Origin of the sequence: Saccharospirillum alexandrii (genome assembly GCF_004000275.1) — a bacterium.
In the GTDB taxonomy this organism is placed as follows: domain Bacteria; phylum Pseudomonadota; class Gammaproteobacteria; order Pseudomonadales; family Natronospirillaceae; genus Saccharospirillum; species Saccharospirillum alexandrii.
This window is the reverse complement of the sequence record NZ_RCIP01000001.1, coordinates 1023180-1042030: the sequence shown is the minus strand read 5'-3', so window position 1 is coordinate 1042030 and position 18851 is coordinate 1023180. Positions and strand designations below refer to the sequence as shown.

Genomic DNA, 18851 nt, shown 5'->3' with positions numbered 1-18851 from the left:
GGTGTGTCACCGGTATTGGTTCATCACCTCTGGGAGCGTGCTATGTGGTTGGGAGGATTGAGTCGTTTGGAGCCCATGCCCCAAACGGGTGGTCGCCATCATCACAGTCATCACCAGGTTGTTCTCGGGTTCGAGGGCAATGCCGCCTTTGAGCTTGAGGGTGAGGGCGGTGACCGGTTGTGTCTGGGAAATGGGTGTCTGGTTCCCACCCAGAGTGATCACGCCTTTCAGGGTCTGGGCGATAACCGCATGGTGGTGCTCGATTTCTCGGTAGAAGCCTCCATCGACAGCAGCATTGACCATGAAATGCTGTGCCGTTTGTTCGATCGCCCCCATTATTTCCAGCTCGACGCGCAATTCGGCAGCCTGCTGACGGCCATGGCGCGTGAGATTGATCAGTTCGGTCACGATCCGCACATGCAACAGCATGTCAGTGCGCTCTTGTTGCACAGCCTGTACCAGCGCCTGACTGGGCGGGCGGTACCCGGCCAGGAGTCTCTCGGCCGGTTCGATTTGTCGAGAATCGACCAGATGATTCGTCACCGCCTGCAGGAAAAAGTCTCGGTGACCGAAATGGCTAACCTCTGTCACATGAGCATCAGCCAGTTTCATCTCCGGTTTCGCCAGGTAACCGGCATGACGCCCTACCAGTATGTCATGAAACTGCGGCTCGACCAGGCCATCTGGCTGCTGCGCTGTTCTTCTCACTCCATTGCAGACATTGCACTCGAAACGGGCTTTAGTAACCAGAGTGCACTGACTCACGCTGTTAAAAATCGCACCGGCCACTCGCCGGGTCAGATTCGCAAGCAAGCCAGCGCCCATTAGCAAAGGGAGGTAGGGCACGGTAACCAGGCCCGCTTCCCACATCACCTGCGCATTAATAGCCCTCGCTCGAACCTGTTCACTCCCGACACTTTCGGATTATTTAACAAAAAAAGCCCCGTTTTTGACAATCGCTAACCTGAGGGGCTCGGCTACTGTGTCTGCATAACTCCAACTAGATTGCAGGCAGGATGGTTATGACGCAGTTTGACGCCACTCGGGCGGTATCGGGAGACTACCGGGATCTGACACCACAACAGTGGTTTCAGTTTATTGTGGACCAGTACGCCGTTGATGAAGACGAATACATGGCGCAACTGGTTGAGGTTGCAGAACCTGGTGACGACAGTGCCCAAGCCATTGAGGCCACTGCCCGTCGCATTGTGGACCGGGTTCGCAGCCAGGGTGATGTGGCCCATGCCGTCGACAAGTTGTTGCAGCAGTACAGTCTGGATAACGAAGAAGGCGTGATTCTGATGTGCCTGGCCGAAGCGCTGATGCGTGTGCCCGACCCGGATACCGCCGACGACCTGATTCGCGACAAACTGTCCGTTGCCGACTGGAAAGAGCACATGGGCAAGTCGGATTCACTGCTGGTCAACGCGTCGACCTGGGGGTTGATGCTGACCGGGCGGGTAACCTCGCTCGACAGTCGTGAAACCTCGCCTGCCAACCTGTTGTCGAAGCTGATCAATCGTGCCGGTGAGCCGGTCATTCGTGCTGCGATGAACCAGGCCATGCGCATTATGGGCAAGCAATTCGTACTCGGGCGCACCATTAAGGAAGCCATCAAGAACGGCAAGTCCTACCGCAAAAAAGGGTACACCTACTCGTTCGACATGCTCGGCGAAGCCGCCTTTACCGACCCGGATGCCGAGCGATATTTCAAATCCTATCGTGATGCGGTGCAAACATTGGGCGCGCGTATGGACGAATGGGGCAGTGACGCACCGAAGCCGACCATTTCCATCAAATTGTCGGCATTGCACCCGCGCTATGAAGAATCCCATCAGGAATGGGTGATGACCGAGCTTGCCCAACGCGTCACCGACCTGGTCAGCGAAGCACGGGCACTGGGCGTCGGCATAACCATCGATGCCGAAGAAGCAGACCGCCTGGAACTGTCGCTGCGCCTGTTTGAACAGGTTTACCAGAGCGACGCCGCCAAAGGCTGGGGCAATTTCGGCCTGGTTATTCAGGCTTATTCAAAACGTGCCCTGGCGGTGCTGGGGTACCTGACGTCGCTGGCCAAAGTGCAGGGAGATCTGATTCCGGTGCGCCTGGTAAAAGGGGCCTACTGGGATACAGAAATCAAACACGCCCAGGTACTCGGCCTGGCTGATTACCCGGTATTCACCCGCAAGGAAAACACCGACGTTTCCTACATTACCTGCGCGCGATTTCTGATGAGCGCTGAAGCCGATGGCGCCATTTACCCGCAGTTTGCCACCCATAACGCCCACACGGTCGCGGTGATTGCCGAGTTCTCACGGCAGCGTCCGGAACGGGATTTTGAGTACCAGCGCCTGCATGGCATGGGCGACGCCCTGTACGACACCCTGCTCAGTGAAGACAAACACCGTGTGCGCATCTATGCCCCGGTCGGTGCCCACAAGGATTTGCTGCCCTATCTGGTGCGGCGCCTGCTGGAAAATGGCGCTAACTCATCCTTTGTTCATCGGCTGGTCGATGCTGAAACGCCGGTGGGTGACCTGGTGTCATCGCCGGTTGAGCTGGCGAAAAGCCGGGCCGTTTTCCGCAACCCTAAAATCGTACGTCCCTCTGAGATCTACGGTGACAGCCGCCGCAATTCTCAGGGGTATAACCTTGCCGTAGCCTTTGAACGAGACCCCTTAATGCACACCATTGATGCCTGGAACGACACCCAATGGGTACAGAAACCGCTACTGGCGGGTAAAGCACAGTCAACCTCTGAAGTGATTGACGTTAAAAGCCCGTACGACACCCGGCAGTCCGTGGGGCAGGTGCACTTCGCCGATGCCGAGATGGCGCAACAGGCGCTGGCAACCGCCGATTCAGCCTGGTTTGGCTGGAACCGGACACCGGCGATCAAGCGTGCCGCCTGCCTCGACAAACTGGCCGATTTGCTGGAAGCCAACACGGCCGAACTGATGGCGCTCTGTGCCCGTGAAGCCGGTAAGTCGTTGCAGGACAGCATCGATGAAGTACGTGAAGCCGTCGACTTCTGCCGTTACTACGCGGTGCAGGCGCGCGCCAACATGAACGAGCCAACGCTGCTGCCCGGGCCGACCGGCGAGAGTAATGAACATTACTACGAAGGCCGGGGCGTTTTTCTGTGCATCAGCCCCTGGAACTTTCCGCTGGCCATTTTTACCGGCCAGATCTGCGCTGCGCTGGTAGCGGGTAATACCGTGCTCGCCAAACCGGCAGAAAGCACGTCGCTGATTGCCGGTCGCACGGTTGAACTGTTTCACCAGGCGGGTGTGCCAGGTGACGTGCTGCAATATTTGCCGGGTGCGGGCCCGGTTATTGGCAATGCCGTGCTCAGTGATGAGCGCCTGGTCGGTATTGCGTTTACCGGCTCAACCGAAACGGCACAGCTGATTAACCGCACTCTGGCAGCGCGGACTGGCGCCATGCCCACCTTCATCGCCGAAACCGGCGGTCAGAATGCCATGATCGTTGATTCAACGGCCTTGCCGGAACAGGTGGTTGCCGATGTGATGGGCTCGGCTTTCGCCAGTGCCGGTCAGCGCTGTTCAGCCCTGCGAGTGCTCTGCGTTCAAGACGATGTGGCCGACCGCATCATTGAACTGATCGGCGGAGCTTTAAGCCGCATTGAAATGGGGAATCCGCAGCTATACCAGACCGACTGTGGCCCGGTGATCGACCAGAAAGCCCTGACCGGATTGACCGACTATGTAGACGGTTGGCGCAAGAAAGACCGGGTACTGGCGGAAGCCAAGTTGAGTGAACACACCCGGCATGGCTATTTCATCCCACCGGTCGCCATTCGTATTGAAAGCCTGAGTGAACTGGGACGCGAACAGTTTGGCCCGGTACTGCACATCTATCGCTACAAGGCGCGCGAACTCGATCAGGTAATTGCCGACATCAATAAAACCGGTTATGGCCTGACACTCGGCATTCACAGTCGCAATGAAGCAACGGCGGCCTACATCGAAGCCCGGGTCCGGGTCGGAAACTGCTACGTCAATCGCAACCAGATTGGTGCGGTGGTCGGTGTTCAGCCGTTCGGTGGTCGTGGGTTGTCGGGCACCGGCCCGAAAGCCGGTGGCCCGAATTACATCAAACGCTTTGCAACCGAACGGGTCCGTACCATCAACACCACGGCGGTCGGCGGTAACGCCAGCTTGCTGTCACTGGAAAGTGACGATTGAAGACTTTGCTGTGCCGGTAACTGCCGGCCTGGCGATTGAATCGTTCCACCGGCCTACCGGCCGGAGAATGACACCGGAGCCAGAGCGTTGAAACCCAGCCTCCGATCCCGGTGAACAGTGGCTGCCTGAACAGCCACGAATAACTGCCCCGACTGGATCCGGCATGTGGAGTTGTTAGGAGTCTGCATCCCGGATCGACCCCATTGCACAGGACAGCGCTGGTATTCGGGAGCAGCACGAGAAACGCTCGATAGCTTAATCGATCACAACAACTAGAACTCGGAGTACATTATGAGCAACACCATCGCGGTCAGTTTGACCTTTATTATTTACCTGGCGGGTATGATGTGGATCGGCCTTTGGGCCTATCGCCGCACGACAGACCTGTCTGATTACATTCTGGGCGGTCGTTCTCTGGGTGCCTGGCCTTCAGCGCTGTCGGCCGGTGCTTCCGATATGTCTGGCTGGTTATTGCTGGGCCTGCCGGGTGCTATTTATGCCTCGGGCATGGGTGAAGCCTGGATCGCCGTCGGTCTGCTGGCTGGCACTTATCTGAACTGGCTGATCGTCGCGCCACGCTTGCGTGCCTATTCACAAGCCGCTTCAGACAGCCTGACGTTGCCGCAGTACTTCAGCAACCGGTTCGAAGACAAGGTGGCGATTCGTGCCATTTCAGCGTTCTTCATTTTGCTGTTCTTCCTGTTCTACACCAGTTCCGGTTTGGTTGCGGGCGGCAAATTGTTTGAAACCGTCTTCGGTTGGGATTACACCATCGCCGTTACCATTGGTACCATCATGGTGGTTTCCTACACGCTCTTTGGCGGCTATCTGGCCGTTTCCTGGACAGACCTGGTGCAGGGCTTGTTGATGGCGGCCGCGCTGATCATTGTGCCGATCTTTGCACTCATGGTGATCGGTGAGGGCCCGGCGGCCGTTCTGGAAGCGAAAAACCCGAACCTGGTCAGCATGTTCACCAGTGCCGATGGGTCTTCCCTGGGGTTGATTGCCATTATCTCGTCGTTGGCCTGGGGCCTGGGCTATTTTGGCCAGCCGCACATTCTGGCGCGTTTTAAAGGCATTAAAGATCGCAACGAAGTGAAGCGTGCGCGTCGCATTGCCGTAACCTGGACGTTCCTGGGTATGACTGGTGCACTACTGGTTGGTATTGCGGGCATTGGTTATTTTGAAACCGGTTTGCCCGATGGTGAGACTGTGTTCATCAGCCTGGTGCAGGCACTGTTCCACCCGCTGGTGGCAGGCATTTTGCTGGCGGCGATTCTGGCAGCGATCATGTCAACTGCCGATTCTCAGTTGCTGGTGTCTTCGTCTGCACTGACTGAAGATTTTTACAAGTCGATCTTCAGAAAAGATGCCGATCCGGCGTCACTGGTTAAGATTGGTCGCGGCGCTGTGGTTCTCATTGCATTGGTTGCATGGTTCTTTGCACTCGATGATGACAGCTCGGTACTGGCACTGGTGTCATACGCCTGGGCTGGTTTCGGCGCGGCCTTTGGCCCTGCGGTTATTCTGTCGCTGTACTGGAATCGCATGAACCGGATCGGTTGCATTGCCGGTATTCTGGTCGGCGGTATTACCGTTGTTGTCTGGAAGCAGATGACCGGTGGCATTTTCGACATGTACGAAATTGTTCCGGGCTTCCTGTTCTCGGCCATTGCCGTCTATGTTGGCAGCATTGCATCGGAAGAACCTTCAAAGGAAATGCACGCTACTTTTCAGGAAGTGAATGGCTAATGGCCGCCAGACGCCTTTCTGAAGAACTAATGAGGTAACGTCAGTTACCCAAAAACCGGGCAAACGCCCGGTTTTTTTTGTTTTACTGACCAAGCTCAATGTGTCTTGCCGGTACTTCTCTATACTGGATCGCACTGACACCAGGAGCGGTACCCCATGAGTATTTTAAAGAAGACCAACGACCTGACCCCTCACCTGATTGCATTGCGCAAAGAACAGCCTGCCACCTACGATGCTTTTCAGTCAGTCGGCAAAGCAACCTATGTGGATAGCGAATTGACTCATTTAACCAAGGAACTGATCGCAACGGCCATCGCCATCAGTGTGAACTGTGAGCCCTGCATTGGTTACCACGTGCGCTCGCTGGTAAAACTGGGGGTGACCCGGGAAGCCTTCACCGACATGCTGGGTGTGGTTATACAAATGGGCGGAGGTCCGGGACTGATGAAAGCAGGCGAAGCCATGTCCGTGTTTGAGGAATTAACGGCTTAATGCGGTTTGGGAATTCCTTTCCCTTAATACGAATGGCGCGGACCTGCAGGCCCGCGCCAGGGTTGCTTGCAGCGATTACACAACCCACTGATAAAACAGGGCGCCACCGATGTACCCCATCAACGCCAGCGGAGCGATGTGCTTCAGGTACCAGAAGAAACTGATGCGCTCCATCCCCATGGCGGCTACTCCGGCGGCTGAACCGATGATCAGGCAGCTGCCTCCCGTTCCGGCAGAATAGGCCAGAAATTCCCACATTGCGGCATCGGTTGGGTAAATCGACAGGTCATACATGCCCATGGTTGCGGCAACCAGGGGGACGTTGTCGATAACGGCAGACATCAGCCCGATCAGAAAGACGATCAGGTTAATGTTACCGATCGATTGATCCAGGGTACTGGCCAGGGACGATAGCAGCCCAGTGGCTTCCAGCGCGGAAACGGCGAGCAGAATACCCAGAAAGAACAGCACACTGGGTGTATCAATGCGCTTCAGCACCCGGGTAATGTGCAGTTCGGTGTCGTCGTCGTAGTCGGCTCTGTGATGAATGATTTCACTGACGATCCACAGTACCGAAAGGCTCAGCATCATGCCCATGAAGGGCGGCAAGTGGGTGACGGTTTTGAACACGGGCACGAACAGCAACCCCAGAATACCGACTGCAAAAATAATATTGCGATGGTGGCGGGTTACCTGATCGGCATCCTGTTTGTATGGCATCGCCTGGGGCGGGTGAATGGACTGGCCGCGTAATGACCAGGTCAGATACAGCATGGGTACCAGCAGGCAAATCAGCGATGGTAAAAACAGGGATTTGATGATTGCCATGGTTGTGATCTGTCCACCAATCCACAGCATGGTTGTGGTCACGTCACCTATGGGTGACCAGGCACCACCGGCGTTGGCGGCAACGACAATCATGCCGGCAAAAAACAAACGTTCCTGACGGCTGGCGATAAGCTTTCGAATCAGCGATATCATCACAATGGTGGTGGTCAGATTGTCCAGCGCGGCTGACATGAAGAAGGCGAGTATCGCAATCATCCACAGCAGGGTAACGGTGGAGGTTGCCTTGATTCGGTCGGTAATAATGGCAAAGCCGCCATACGCATCCACAAATTCCACGATGGTCATGGCGCCGAGCAGAAAGAACAGAATTGAGCCAATTTCACCCAGGAAAGTCAGCAATTGATGCTCGCCAACCCAGGTATGAATCAGCGCGCTCTGGTCGAGGTTGGCATGCTCTTCCAGAAACCAGGCAGGCAAAGTATCCACAGCGATCAGATCGCCAGCGAACAGTATATAAACCGTCCAGCACAGGACGGCGCTCATAATCGCCGGGGCTGTCTTGTCGATCTTTAGACTGTGTTCGGCAATGATGGCGAGGTAGCCAAGAGTAAAAATACCGATAATCAGGATTAACGCTAAGGGCACAGAATCGCTCCATTTACAGAAGGTGTGACTTGGCAATCACAATGTGGGCCTTGGTGCCAGGAATCCGTGATCGCGACCGGGTAGACTCATCCGGGGTCGGCGTAAATCCATCCATGGAGCCTAGGCCGCAGCATCCATGCTGCGGACTCCCCCTGATGAGTCCACCCGGCAGCCATCACTCAACTTGCTAACACCTCAGAAACTTCAATTTACAAGCAAACCATCAAACAGACAGATTAGCTCAAGTCGCTGGAGGTGCCTGTGGCCAGGCCTTGAAATGACAGCCAGTGAGGCGTTGTTTGCTTCCGGTCGGAATGGAGTCAGAGGTGGTTAATGGCAGGCGAGCCAGTAGCAGCAGAGAGGGCAGGGAGGCTGGCTCGGATCGGTCGTCCAGTGAAAAGTCGGGCGTTAAACCGGTTTCCGTCAGTAAAAGGTGAGTGTCAGCGGAATGCTCAGACTCGGTGTCGATATCACTCGCGCAAACCGGTTCAGAGGGCGGTTGGGCGAAGGCGGATGCCGAGAGGCTGAGCAATAGCCATAGCAAGGCCACTGGAAGCGTGCTTCCGGAGTGTCTGAATGAGAGCAACCCTGACATGGCAGTGGCGAAACCCGGTGATAGGTGGGCGAAACAGGCCGCTATTATTCAGTTCTGGAGCCAGAATGCAAAATCTGTTTGTGCCTGGCTCTGTACCAGCCGGGCCCGGCCCGGTAAGCTCTGCGCTGCGACCGGCTTATTAAAAGGATGCCTGTGAATACCAAAGCCATGATGTTGTCGATGCTCGCCACGCTTTTGCTGGTGGCCTTGCCCTGGGTCTTGGGTGCCCGGGTGCCGGGATACAGCAGTGTTCAGTTCATCAGCGAGCTGGGTGCCATTGATATGCCCAACCGATCGGCCGCCAACGGTGCTTTTTTGCTCATTGGTGCCTTCTGGATGGGGGCTGTCGAGGCCGCCCGAAAAGCGTTGGAGCCCAACAAAATGGACCCCTGGGTGCGGTTCGGGGCCATAGCGTTTGCTGCCAGCTACATCGGCAGTGTGGTGTTTCCCTGTGATCTGGGTTGCCCGGCTTCGGGCAGCGCCAACCAGTTGATTCACAGCACGCTGATCTGGGTGCTCAGCGCTGGTGCCGTTGTCTCGGGTGTCCGGCTGGTGCCAGCGACCTCCATCAAAGGCATGAGCGCACTGAAAGTGACGCTGGTGGTAATCTTTCTGGTTCTGCAAGTAGCTGCCTGGCAGCGCGGCTGGTACCCGGGGGTGTGGCAGCGGCTGTTTGAATTGAATTTTGCCCTGTTGTGGGTGCTATGGGTCTGGCGTTTGCCCGGGCGCCAGTCGCGCCTTTGAGCGGATTACCGGCAGGACTCTCTCTGGTTAGACAGGTTGGTTAAGCGTCATGGTTGAGCGTATTGCGGGCATTGTAGTGCCCATTTTTCTGGTTGTACTGATCGGGTTTCTCTACGGGCGCAAGCACGCCCCAAACATGGAAGCGGCCAATCGCATCAACATCGATGTATTCACACCCTTCCTGATTCTCAGCGTGTTCGCCTCGCGCCCGGTTGATTTGGGCGACTACGCGCCACTGGCACTGGGTGCCATACTGGTGACCTTGCTGCCTGGCATCGGTGCCTATTACCTGGCCCGGGCCATCGGGGTGAGCTGGAAAACCTTTGTACCGCCGATGATGTTCCGCAACAGCGGCAACACCGGGCTCCCGCTCATGCTCTTCACCTTCGGTGAAGCATTCATGCCTGCGGCGGTGATTCTGTTTATTGTGGAAAACACCCTGCATTTTACCGTGGGAGCCTGGTTGCTTAACCCGCGAACTCATCTGCTGCATGTCCTGAAGAACCCCATGATCATCGCCGCCGCTCTGGGTCTGGCCATAGCCGGCTTCAGCGTAAACTTGCCCGACTGGTTGATTCGTTCGCTCGCTTTGCTGGGAGACATCGCGGTTCCGCTGATGCTCTTCGCATTGGGTGTCCGGCTGGTGAATCTGGACTTAAGTGGCTGGCGCATCGGGGTGGTCAGTGCAGTTGCCTCGCCGATTCTCGGCTTGATAGTGGCCTGGCCGCTGGCGCTGCTGCTGGATCTGTCGCCCGTGCAACAAGCCATGCTGATACTGTTTGGTGCCTTGCCACCGGCGGTATTGAATTATCTGGTTGCGGAACGCTACAACCAGCAGCCGGAACAGGTGGCCGCCATGGTGATGTTTTCCAATGCACTGAGCATTGTGTCGATACCCCTGGTGCTTGCCTGGGTGCTGGGTGGAACGTAAGGCCTCCTCATGGCTGTGACTTTCCCTCGTCAGCGTATTGGCCGACAGCCTCATTTGCTTGTTAAATCGACCTGATTGGCAATTTCTGAGTTGATACTCTGTTAAAGCAGTGCTTAGCTATGGGTAACGAAATGTATTCATTGCCCGAAGACAGTCGGTGTCACCGCCGTGTGAAAGGTTGGAGTACACTGGTCACAAGTTAGTTCGGTTACCCTGAAAGGATTGGTTGGTTCTGTCTCGCTGAATACAGATTCAGAGGGGATAGCGATGACGACAAAGATGACCCATGATCATTCCATTGCGAATGAATCCCGCCCGGCCCGACGCCCGGCCGATGCCTCCCATTTTGCCCATAAAACCCCATCGGTTGATGTTCAGCCACCCTCCTGGATCAGGAAAGTACTGGATCAGGCCGATATTCGGGTTCAGGGCGACCGCCCCTGGGATCTTCAGGTACGCGACCCGCGGCTATACGGGCGCCTGTTGCGTCACGGGTCTGTGGGATTGGCCGAGTCCTATATTGACGGCTGGTGGAGCAGTTTTCGCATAGACGAAATGGTGACCCGTCTATTGAGAACCGGTATTCAGGGCCATATGCCGGCGCTGGTTCGGTTGAAGGATGCCTGCCGTGGTTTGGCGTACCGGCTTATAAACTTTCAGAGTGACCGGCGTGCCTTCACCGTCGGCAAGGTGCATTACGACATCGGTAACGACCTGTTTCGACACATGCTCGACGAGAGCATGATGTACAGCTGTGCCTATTGGGCGCAGGCGCAGACACTGGCCGACGCTCAGCGGGCAAAAATTGATCTGATCTGTCGCAAGCTTGACCTCAGGCCCGGCCAGACCGTACTGGATATCGGCTGTGGCTGGGGTGGACTGGCCGGGCACCTGGCACGGCACTATCGGGTCAATGTAGTAGGCGTTACGGTCAGTAAGGAACAGCAGGCTTTCGCCCGGCAGAAACTGGCCGATTTGCCGGTGGACATTCGGCTGGCCGACTATCGCAGCCTGACCGGGCGATTCGACCGGGTCGTCTCGGTGGGCATGTTTGAGCACGTCGGTGCCAAGAACCATCGTACCTTTTTTGAAACGGTCCACCGGTTGCTGGCCGACGATGGCCTGTTTTTGTTGCATACCATCGGCGATGAAGCCGACAGTGCGGCACCCGAGCCTTTTATCAACAAATACATTTTCCCCAATGGCAAGGTGCCGTCGCGGCGCGAGATTAACAACGCCAGCCTGGGTCTGTTCCGGCTGGAAGACTGGCACAACTTCGGACCCGACTACGATCGCACCCTGATGGCCTGGGCGGAGCGAATCGATGCGGCCTGGCCTGAGCTGTCAGACCGCTATGACGAGCGGTTTCAGCGGCTGTGGATGTTTTACCTATACAGCTGTGCTGCTTTCTTCCGCTCCCGGCAGGGTCAGTTATGGCAGCAGGTCTATTCGCCAGGAACGTCAGATCAGGAGTATCGAAGTGTTCGATAGCAATAATCGCCTGTTCATGAAGTAGCGGGCGAAGGCTTTATTTTTTCCCGCCAAAGGGGTAATCACCACCTTGTCATCAAAGCAAAAAGAGCACCACACCTACCGGTGTTAGTCCATTCAATGTTCAGGCTGTGAGAGAGTTGGCAGACCCGACAAAAGAGTAAGCGTTATTTCTAAAAAACCGAGCTTATGTGCATTGCTCGATGAGTTATTCGGGCATGCTAACGGAGTTCGGTAACCCCGAACAGAGTTCGAGCCTGTCTCAACTCAGGGTTTGTGAAAGCAACGGTGTGCGATTCCCGCACAGTGTCCGTTGGCCAGTCTTCTGACGTCTTACCTTCCGAATTCCGTTACGCCAATGTGCAGTGTCGCAATCCATCAGGGAGCTTGATGGGTGTGCTGCTGTCGCGAGGTGATCCCTCATGGAGGCGCACTGCGCTCCGTGGCAACGGTAAAAAAATAATAGAAGAAGGAAACCAATCATGAAGCAATTTTCGAGGATTACTTTGTCTCTGGCGGCGACGCTGGTTGCCGGTGTGCAGGCAGCCGACCGGGTGCCTGCCAGTGCCGACATGCTGACATCGCAAGGCATAGCGGCGAGTCAGAGCGGTGTTGAGATGACATCGGTTAACAGCCGGGCACTGGCCAATGGCATGACAGTGACGCGGTATCAGCAAATGCACCAGGGCGTTCCCGTCTGGGGGCAGACGGTGACGCAGACCGGGCAGGGCATCGCGGCCGACGTCAGTGGCGATGCACTGATCGGGCTGGCTGCAGAAGTACCGTCCGTCATCCCCTCCATTAAAGTAACCGACGCGATAGACCGGGCGATGACGCAATCGGTTGTAGAGCGCAATCAGCAGGGCATCAGCGCCGGCGCGATGTCGTTTGAGGCGTTAAAGCTGGCCGCAAAGAATCAGGATCACGCGCTGTATATTCATGTCGATGAGCAGGATCAGACGCGGCTGGCCTATCTGATCAACTGGGTTGAGTACGGGGAAGAGCCATCGCGGCCTTTCTATTTTATCGATGCTCATACTGGCGCCGTGCTTGAGCATTGGGATGGCATCGCGCATCAGGAAGCAACCGGGCCGGGCGGAAACGAAAAAACCGGCCAGTATGTCTACGGGACCGATTATCCGGCGATGGACGTCGACGACAACTGCCGAATGTCGACTGACAATGTCGAGACGATCGACATGGGTGGCGCCACCAGTGGTGGCAACGTGTTTTCCTTCACCTGCCCGAACAATGAAAACCGTTACACCAACGGTGCCTATTCCCCGCTGAATGACGCCCATTATTTTGGCAATGTGGTGTTCAATATGTATCAGCAGTGGTACGACACATCGCCACTGGCCCAGAAATTGAGAATGCGTGTGCATTACGGCAACAGTTATGAGAATGCCTTCTGGGATGGCTCGCAGATGACCTTTGGTGATGGTGCCAATCGCTTCTACCCGCTGGTCAGTCTGGATGTGTCGGCGCATGAAGTCAGCCATGGCTTTACCGAGCAGAACTCTGGCCTGCAGTATGCCAATCAGTCCGGCGGTATCAACGAGGCGTTCTCGGATATGGCCGGGGAAGCGGCCGAATATTTCATGAAGGGCAGCAACGACTGGATGGTAGGTGCCGATATCTACAAAGGCCAGGGCTCGTTGCGTTATATGGACGACCCGACCAGAGACGGCAGTTCCATCGGCCACGTATCGGATTATGTCAGTGGCATGGACGTTCACCACAGCTCCGGCGTGTTTAACCGGGCGTTTTATCTGATCGCGACCAGCGAAGGCTGGGACACGCGTCAGGCGTTCGATATTTTCGTACTGGCCAACCAGATGTATTGGAACCAGTCGACCAATTACGAAGCGGGGGCCTGTGGTGCAGTCGATGCAACGGAGGCGCTGGGGTATGACCTTGAGGTTGTCGTCGATGCCTTTGATACCGTCGGCGTTTCCACAGCGGCGTGTGTGCCAACCGGACCCGTCGAATCGGAGCTTGAAAACGGCGTACCGGTAACGGATCTGCAAGGTGGGCAGGGGTCTGAACAGCGGTTCACCGTATTGGTGCCTGCCGGAGCCAGCGATCTGACCATCAGCATCAGCGGTGGCAGTGGTGATGCCGATCTGTATACGCAATTTGGCAGCGAGCCGTCGACGTCAAACTACGATTGCCGCCCCTGGGAAGATGGTAATGCAGAGTCCTGCACAGTTGCTTCGCCCGAGGCTGGGGTTTATCACGTCATGGTGCGCGGCTACAACAGCTACCAGGGTGTAACGCTGCTGGCTGAATTTGACGAAGGCACTGATGGCGGCGGCCCGGATGCGGGCACCGAGTCGAACCTGTCGGCGGCTCAGGGCCAGTGGCTGTATTACACGATCGATGTGCCTGCCGGTATGTCTTCGTTGAACGTAGGCATCGAGGGTGGCAGCGGTGATGCCGATCTTTATGTCAGGCAGGGCGATCAGCCGACCAGCAACCGTTACGATTGCCGGCCCTATCGCAGTGGCAATTCAGAGCAATGCAGCTTTACCAATCCGGCTGCGAATACCTGGACGATTGGCATCAGAGCCTATTACGCCTTCTCGGGAGTGACGCTGAACTGGTCTTATAACTAAGCCAGCGCAACGTTGTGATTAGCAAGGGGCTACGGCCCCTTTTTGCGTTTGGTGGCCTGGTTGACCAACTGGGATGCCAGCCTTAATTGACGGTTCGAATGCGGTCGCGCAAGCCCTTGTCGACAATGATGCGCGTGGAGATTTCCTCAATCGACAACCGTGTTGTATCGATAAAGGGAATGCCGAACCGCCGAAACAGAGCCTCGGCCATGCGTACTTCATCTTCACACTGACGCAGCGATGCGTAGTCGCTGTTGGCTTTGCGCCCGTCGCGAATCTGGTTCAGCCGTTTCGGGTCGATGCTCAGGCCATAGAGCTTGTTGCGAAAGGGCTCCAGTGCCTTGGGCATGCGCGCTTCTTCAAAGTCATCGTCGGTCAGCGGGTAGTTGGCCGCGTAAATGTTGGCTTGCAGCGCCAGAAAGATACTGGTCGGAGTTTTACCGCTGCGGGAAACGCCGACCAGAATAATATCGGCCTTGTCGTAATGATGCAGTCGCCGGCCGTCGTCGTTCTCCAGCGCGAATTGCATGGCATCCATACGGCGCTGGTAATGGCCAAAGTCGGCTGACACCTCGGGTCGGCCGATGCGAATGTTCGACGCCTGCCCCAGCAACTGCTCCAGGGGGCCCAGAAAGGTCGAAATGATATCGACTGTATGGGCATCGCTGTCGTGCACAATGTCGCGAATCTTCGGGTCGATGATGGTTTCGATAATGATCGGTTGCAGACCCGATTCGCGGGCCGCCCTGGCCACCCGGTCAACCGCATTGCGCGCTTTTTGTTCCGTATCAATAAACGACAGAATCGTTTCGGTAAACTGGGTACGGTCGAAATGGGACAGCAGACTGTGGCCCAGCGTTTCAGCGGTGATGCCGGTGCTGTCGGAAATAAAAAAGACGGGGCGGTTGGCACTCATGAACAATTCCTTGAATCCGGAGCGGGTCAGTGGGGGTCACATCCCCATGTCGATGTCCTACACTATAGCGGCGCTGTCTAGGTATAACAGCCGTTCCGACCATTCCGCAAGGCAATGGTCATCATTCATAGAATAAATGCACAACGCCCTCGATCTGAGGTTTAATGAATGCACTGCCCGGCAACAGGGCAGGCAACCCTATCAAGTAGCACGTGGAGATCAGCATGGAATTCGTTAAGGACTTTACCGAACTGGGTATACACGACGTACCCACCGTGGGCGGCAAGAACGCCTCCCTGGGTGAAATGATCAGTCATCTGTCGGCCCTGGGCGTGACAGTGCCGGGTGGTTTTGCAACGACCGCAGAGGCTTATCGCGAATTCCTCGCTTTTGAAGGGCTAAAAGAGCGCATTGATTCACGCCTGTCATCGCTGGACGTCGACGACGTCGAAGCACTGGCAAAAGTGGGCCGTGAGATCCGCAAGGAAGTCATGCTGGCGCCGTTCCCCGAGCGTCTTGAAAAAGAGGTGCGGGCGGCCTACCAGACACTGACCGATGGTGACCCGGGCCGGTCACTGGCCGTGCGCTCCTCGGCGACCGCAGAAGACCTGCCGGATGCCTCCTTCGCCGGCCAGCAGGAAACCTTTCTGAACATCCACGGCATCGACGAAGTGCTGCAGGCGATCAAGGAAGTCTTTGCCTCCCTGTTTAACGATCGAGCCATTGCCTACCGGGTGCATCAGGGGTTCGACCATGCCCACGTTGCTTTGTCGGCAGGTATACAGCGCATGGTGCGCAGCGACATTGGTGCCTCCGGGGTGATGTTCACCATGGACACCGAATCCGGTTTCGACCAGGTGGTGTTCATTACCGCGGCCTATGGCCTGGGCGAAACCGTGGTCCAGGGGGCGGTAAACCCCGACGAATTTTACGTCAGCAAGCGCGCCCTGGCCGACGGTTACCACGGCATTCTGCGTCGTACCCTGGGCAGCAAGCTGATCAAGATGGTCTATGGAGCATCGGCCGAAACCGGCAAATCCGTTGAAACCGTTCAGGTTGACGAAGCCGACCGGTCCCGGTTCTCACTCACCGATGACGAAGTGGAACAACTGGCTCACCAGGCCATGACCATCGAGAAGCACTACAAACGACCGATGGACATTGAGTGGGCGCGCGACGGCGAAGACGGCAAGCTGTACATCGTACAAGCCCGACCGGAAACCGTGAAAAGCCGTGGCTCGGCCACCGTCATTGAACGCTATGCGCTGAAAGAGAAGGGCAAGCTGCTGATCGATGGTCGCGCCATCGGCCAGCGCATCGGTCAGGGCCCGGTCAAGGTGATCAGTGATCTCAGCCAGATGCATCAGGTGCATGCCGGCGATGTGCTGGTCACCGACATGACCGACCCGGACTGGGAGCCGATCATGAAGCGGGCCTCGGCCATCGTCACCAACCGCGGTGGCCGTACCTGCCACGCCGCCATCATTGCCCGCGAACTGGGCATTCCGGCTGTGGTCGGCTGCGGTGACGCGACCGATAAACTGATCAGTGGCGACGACGTCACCGTCTCCTGTGCTGAAGGTGATACCGGCCGCGTTTACCGGGGGCTGCTGGACTTCAACGTCGAAGAGAACGACCTGAGCACCATGCCGGATCTGCCGTTCAAGATCATGATGAACGTCGGCAACCCTGACCGGGCCTTCGATTTTCAGTCGCTGCCCAACGCCGGTGTCGGCCTGGCCCGGCTTGAGTTCATCATCAACCGGATGATCGGCGTGCACCCCAAGGCGCTGCTGCATTACGACGAAGCGCCGGTCGAAGTGCGCGAGAGCATCGACCACCGAATGGCCGGCTACCCGAGTCCGGTCGACTTCTACGTTGAGAAAATCGTCGAGGGCGTGTCGTCGATTGCGGCGGCGTTTTACCCGAAACCGGTGATCGTGCGTTTGTCCGATTTCAAATCGAACGAATACGCGCACCTGGTCGGCGGTTCCCAATATGAACCTCAGGAAGAGAACCCCATGATCGGGTTTCGCGGCGCCTCGCGTTATATCGACGATTCGTTCCGCGAGTGCTTTGAGCTTGAATGCCGGGCCATGAAAAAGGTACGCAATGAAATGGGGCTGACCAACGTCCAGTTGATGGTGCCTTTTGTACGCACCGTTGATGAAGCGCGTCAGGTGGTCGAATTGCTGGCCGACAACGGCCTGGAATCCGGCAAGGACGATCTGAAACTGATCATGATGTGCGAACTGCCGTCCAACGCCTTGTTGGCCGATCAGTTCCTGGAGTACTTCGATGGCTTCTCCATCGGCTCCAACGATCTGACTCAGCTGACCCTGGGCCTCGACCGGGATTCCGGCGTGATTGCGCACCTGTTCGATGAACGCAATGATGCCATCAAAATCCTGCTCAGCATGGCCATTCAAGCGTGTCGCAAGGCCAATAAATACATTGGTATCTGCGGCCAGGGCCCGTCAGACCATCCGGACTTTGCCGAATGGCTGATGGACCAGGGCATCGAATCGGTGTCACTGAACCCGGATTCAGTGCTCAGCACCTGGATCTACCTGGCCGAGCATCACGGCAAGGCCTGATACCTCAGGGCCGGTCTGGCAGGGCAATATCCAGCCAGACCGGCCGATGATCGGACGCCCGCTCCAACGCAGCACTGAGCGGGTGCTCCGGTGCTGGCCAGAAAACACCTGTCCCGAGAACCGCCAGTTGAGTCGACGGCAATACGTAGTCGGCTCGCATTTTCCAGCGTGCGGTCAGGTCATGGCCTCTGTCAGAAAGCGGCCGAAGTGGCTGAACAGACGGATGTGTGACCAGGCGGTTAATCGCTCCCGGTTGACTGTCGCCGCCCGCCGATGACGCATTCAAATCGCCCGCCACGATGAATGGCTGCTCGGCTGCCAAACCGCCAGATAACCCCCGGTCATCCGTCATATACGACGCCCCACTGATGTAGTCCACCCAGAACCGAATCTCATCATGATTGCGGCAAACGTTGCGCCGCTCCGGGCCATCAAAGGCTGGAGGGGTGGGGTGGCTGATCAGCAAATGGCACAACCCCGAGGGCAATGCCAGCGGCAAGTCCCAGTGGGACTTGCTCGACAGGCGCATCACCGCCAGGTCATCGTCCGAATAGAAGGCCGAACCGTCCGGGTTTTCGGGCAACAGGGCGCCGGGCATATCGCGCCATAAAAAGTGCTGAAACGTCCGGCACGCCTCAGTATCGAGCGGAATAGTGGACAAAACCGCCATACCGTACTGGCCCGGGAAGTCGCCGAACCCGAATGGGGATTCCCGGGTGCTCGTTATGTCCTGTTTTACCAGATCCCGCCCGGACGGCACGCCGGTGTTCACCGGCGCGGTAAATCGATAGGGGAAATCCATGCCCGCTTCACGAAGCCGTGCCTGAAAAGCCGTTAACGCCCGTTGCCCGGGATCGTAGTCCAGCTCATTGATGACCCAGACATCGGCATCGACGTGCGCCATTACTTGCAGCAGCGCAGCTACCTGAGGCCCCGGCTTTTCCGTCAGCTCGGTCGTCAGATCGCCAGCGCTGGGGCGGTTGAGTGCGACGTTATAGGTCGCCAGTCGAAGCCTGTTCACCCAATTTACCTGTTGATACACACTGGAGCAGTGTACGACCTCGCCCAGGTGA

General features: G+C 56.8%; 12 protein-coding genes. 9 read left to right on the top strand and 3 right to left on the bottom strand.

Going from position 1 to position 18851, the window contains the following annotated elements; genetic code table 11:
- Positions 1-75: 75 nt before the first annotated feature.
- From EP166_RS04815 to EP166_RS04800, 4 genes are all read left to right on the top strand, one after another.
- The gene (locus EP166_RS04815) at positions 76-828 is read left to right on the top strand and encodes a helix-turn-helix domain-containing protein (protein ID WP_164743817.1); all 753 of its coding nucleotides are present in this window, start codon (positions 76-78) and stop codon (positions 826-828) included.
- 194 nt (positions 829-1022) lie between these two features.
- Positions 1023-4208, top strand: a complete 3186-nt coding sequence (gene putA / locus EP166_RS04810) for a bifunctional proline dehydrogenase/L-glutamate gamma-semialdehyde dehydrogenase PutA (RefSeq protein WP_127555644.1) — start codon at positions 1023-1025, stop codon at positions 4206-4208.
- Between the two features lie 288 nt (positions 4209-4496).
- Positions 4497-5960 carry a sodium/proline symporter PutP gene (gene putP / locus EP166_RS04805; RefSeq protein WP_281276766.1) on the top strand — a complete coding sequence of 488 codons (1464 nt, stop codon included), beginning with the start codon at positions 4497-4499 and terminating at the stop codon, positions 5958-5960.
- A gap of 156 nt (positions 5961-6116) precedes the next feature.
- Positions 6117-6452 carry a carboxymuconolactone decarboxylase family protein gene (locus EP166_RS04800; RefSeq protein ID WP_127555642.1) on the top strand — a complete coding sequence of 112 codons (336 nt, stop codon included), beginning with the start codon at positions 6117-6119 and terminating at the stop codon, positions 6450-6452.
- 75 nt (positions 6453-6527) lie between these two features.
- Here the strand turns inward: EP166_RS04800 and nhaD are convergent, their stop codons facing one another.
- A complete protein-coding gene (gene nhaD, locus EP166_RS04795; protein ID WP_220432479.1) occupies positions 6528-7886 on the bottom strand; it encodes a sodium:proton antiporter NhaD in 1359 nt (452 codons plus the stop codon).
- Positions 7887-8634: 748 nt separating this feature from the next.
- On the opposite strand from nhaD, the gene EP166_RS04790 reads away from it, so the two are divergent.
- From EP166_RS04790 to EP166_RS04775, 4 genes are all read left to right on the top strand, one after another.
- Positions 8635-9225 carry a DUF998 domain-containing protein gene (locus EP166_RS04790; protein WP_164743816.1) on the top strand — a complete coding sequence of 197 codons (591 nt, stop codon included), beginning with the start codon at positions 8635-8637 and terminating at the stop codon, positions 9223-9225.
- A 49-nt stretch (positions 9226-9274) separates the two neighbouring features.
- The gene (locus EP166_RS04785; RefSeq protein WP_127555640.1) at positions 9275-10156 is read left to right on the top strand and encodes an AEC family transporter; all 882 of its coding nucleotides are present in this window, start codon (positions 9275-9277) and stop codon (positions 10154-10156) included.
- Positions 10157-10423: 267 nt separating this feature from the next.
- On the top strand, positions 10424-11647 hold the full coding sequence (gene cfa, locus EP166_RS04780) for a cyclopropane fatty acyl phospholipid synthase (RefSeq protein WP_246026215.1): 1224 nt from the start codon (positions 10424-10426) through the stop codon (positions 11645-11647).
- A gap of 482 nt (positions 11648-12129) precedes the next feature.
- The gene (locus EP166_RS04775; protein WP_127555639.1) at positions 12130-14265 is read left to right on the top strand and encodes a M4 family metallopeptidase; all 2136 of its coding nucleotides are present in this window, start codon (positions 12130-12132) and stop codon (positions 14263-14265) included.
- An 82-nt stretch (positions 14266-14347) separates the two neighbouring features.
- On the opposite strand, the gene ppsR is transcribed toward EP166_RS04775, so the two are convergent.
- Positions 14348-15181 carry a posphoenolpyruvate synthetase regulatory kinase/phosphorylase PpsR gene (gene ppsR / locus EP166_RS04770; RefSeq protein ID WP_127555638.1) on the bottom strand — a complete coding sequence of 278 codons (834 nt, stop codon included), beginning with the start codon at positions 15179-15181 and terminating at the stop codon, positions 14348-14350.
- A gap of 224 nt (positions 15182-15405) precedes the next feature.
- Between ppsR and ppsA the strand changes: the two genes are divergently transcribed.
- Positions 15406-17778 carry a phosphoenolpyruvate synthase gene (gene ppsA / locus EP166_RS04765; RefSeq protein ID WP_127555637.1) on the top strand — a complete coding sequence of 791 codons (2373 nt, stop codon included), beginning with the start codon at positions 15406-15408 and terminating at the stop codon, positions 17776-17778.
- A gap of 4 nt (positions 17779-17782) precedes the next feature.
- Here ppsA and EP166_RS04760 read toward each other — a convergent pair whose 3' ends face one another.
- Positions 17783-18799, bottom strand: coding sequence for an endonuclease/exonuclease/phosphatase family protein (locus EP166_RS04760; protein WP_127555636.1), 1017 nt, complete (start codon positions 18797-18799; stop codon positions 17783-17785).
- Positions 18800-18851: the final 52 nt, after the last annotated feature.

Coding starts and splice junctions, on each gene's coding strand:
- EP166_RS04775 (WP_127555639.1), top strand. CDS start 12,130: ATGAAGCAATTTTCGAGGATTACTTTGTCTCTGGCGGCGACGCTGGTT.
- EP166_RS04785 (WP_127555640.1), top strand. CDS start 9,275: ATGGTTGAGCGTATTGCGGGCATTGTAGTGCCCATTTTTCTGGTTGTA.
- ppsA (WP_127555637.1), top strand. CDS start 15,406: ATGGAATTCGTTAAGGACTTTACCGAACTGGGTATACACGACGTACCC.
- EP166_RS04800 (WP_127555642.1), top strand. CDS start 6,117: ATGAGTATTTTAAAGAAGACCAACGACCTGACCCCTCACCTGATTGCA.
- putA (WP_127555644.1), top strand. CDS start 1,023: ATGACGCAGTTTGACGCCACTCGGGCGGTATCGGGAGACTACCGGGAT.
- ppsR (WP_127555638.1), bottom strand. CDS start 15,181: ATGAGTGCCAACCGCCCCGTCTTTTTTATTTCCGACAGCACCGGCATC.
- cfa (WP_246026215.1), top strand. CDS start 10,424: ATGACGACAAAGATGACCCATGATCATTCCATTGCGAATGAATCCCGC.
- EP166_RS04815 (WP_164743817.1), top strand. CDS start 76: ATGCCCCAAACGGGTGGTCGCCATCATCACAGTCATCACCAGGTTGTT.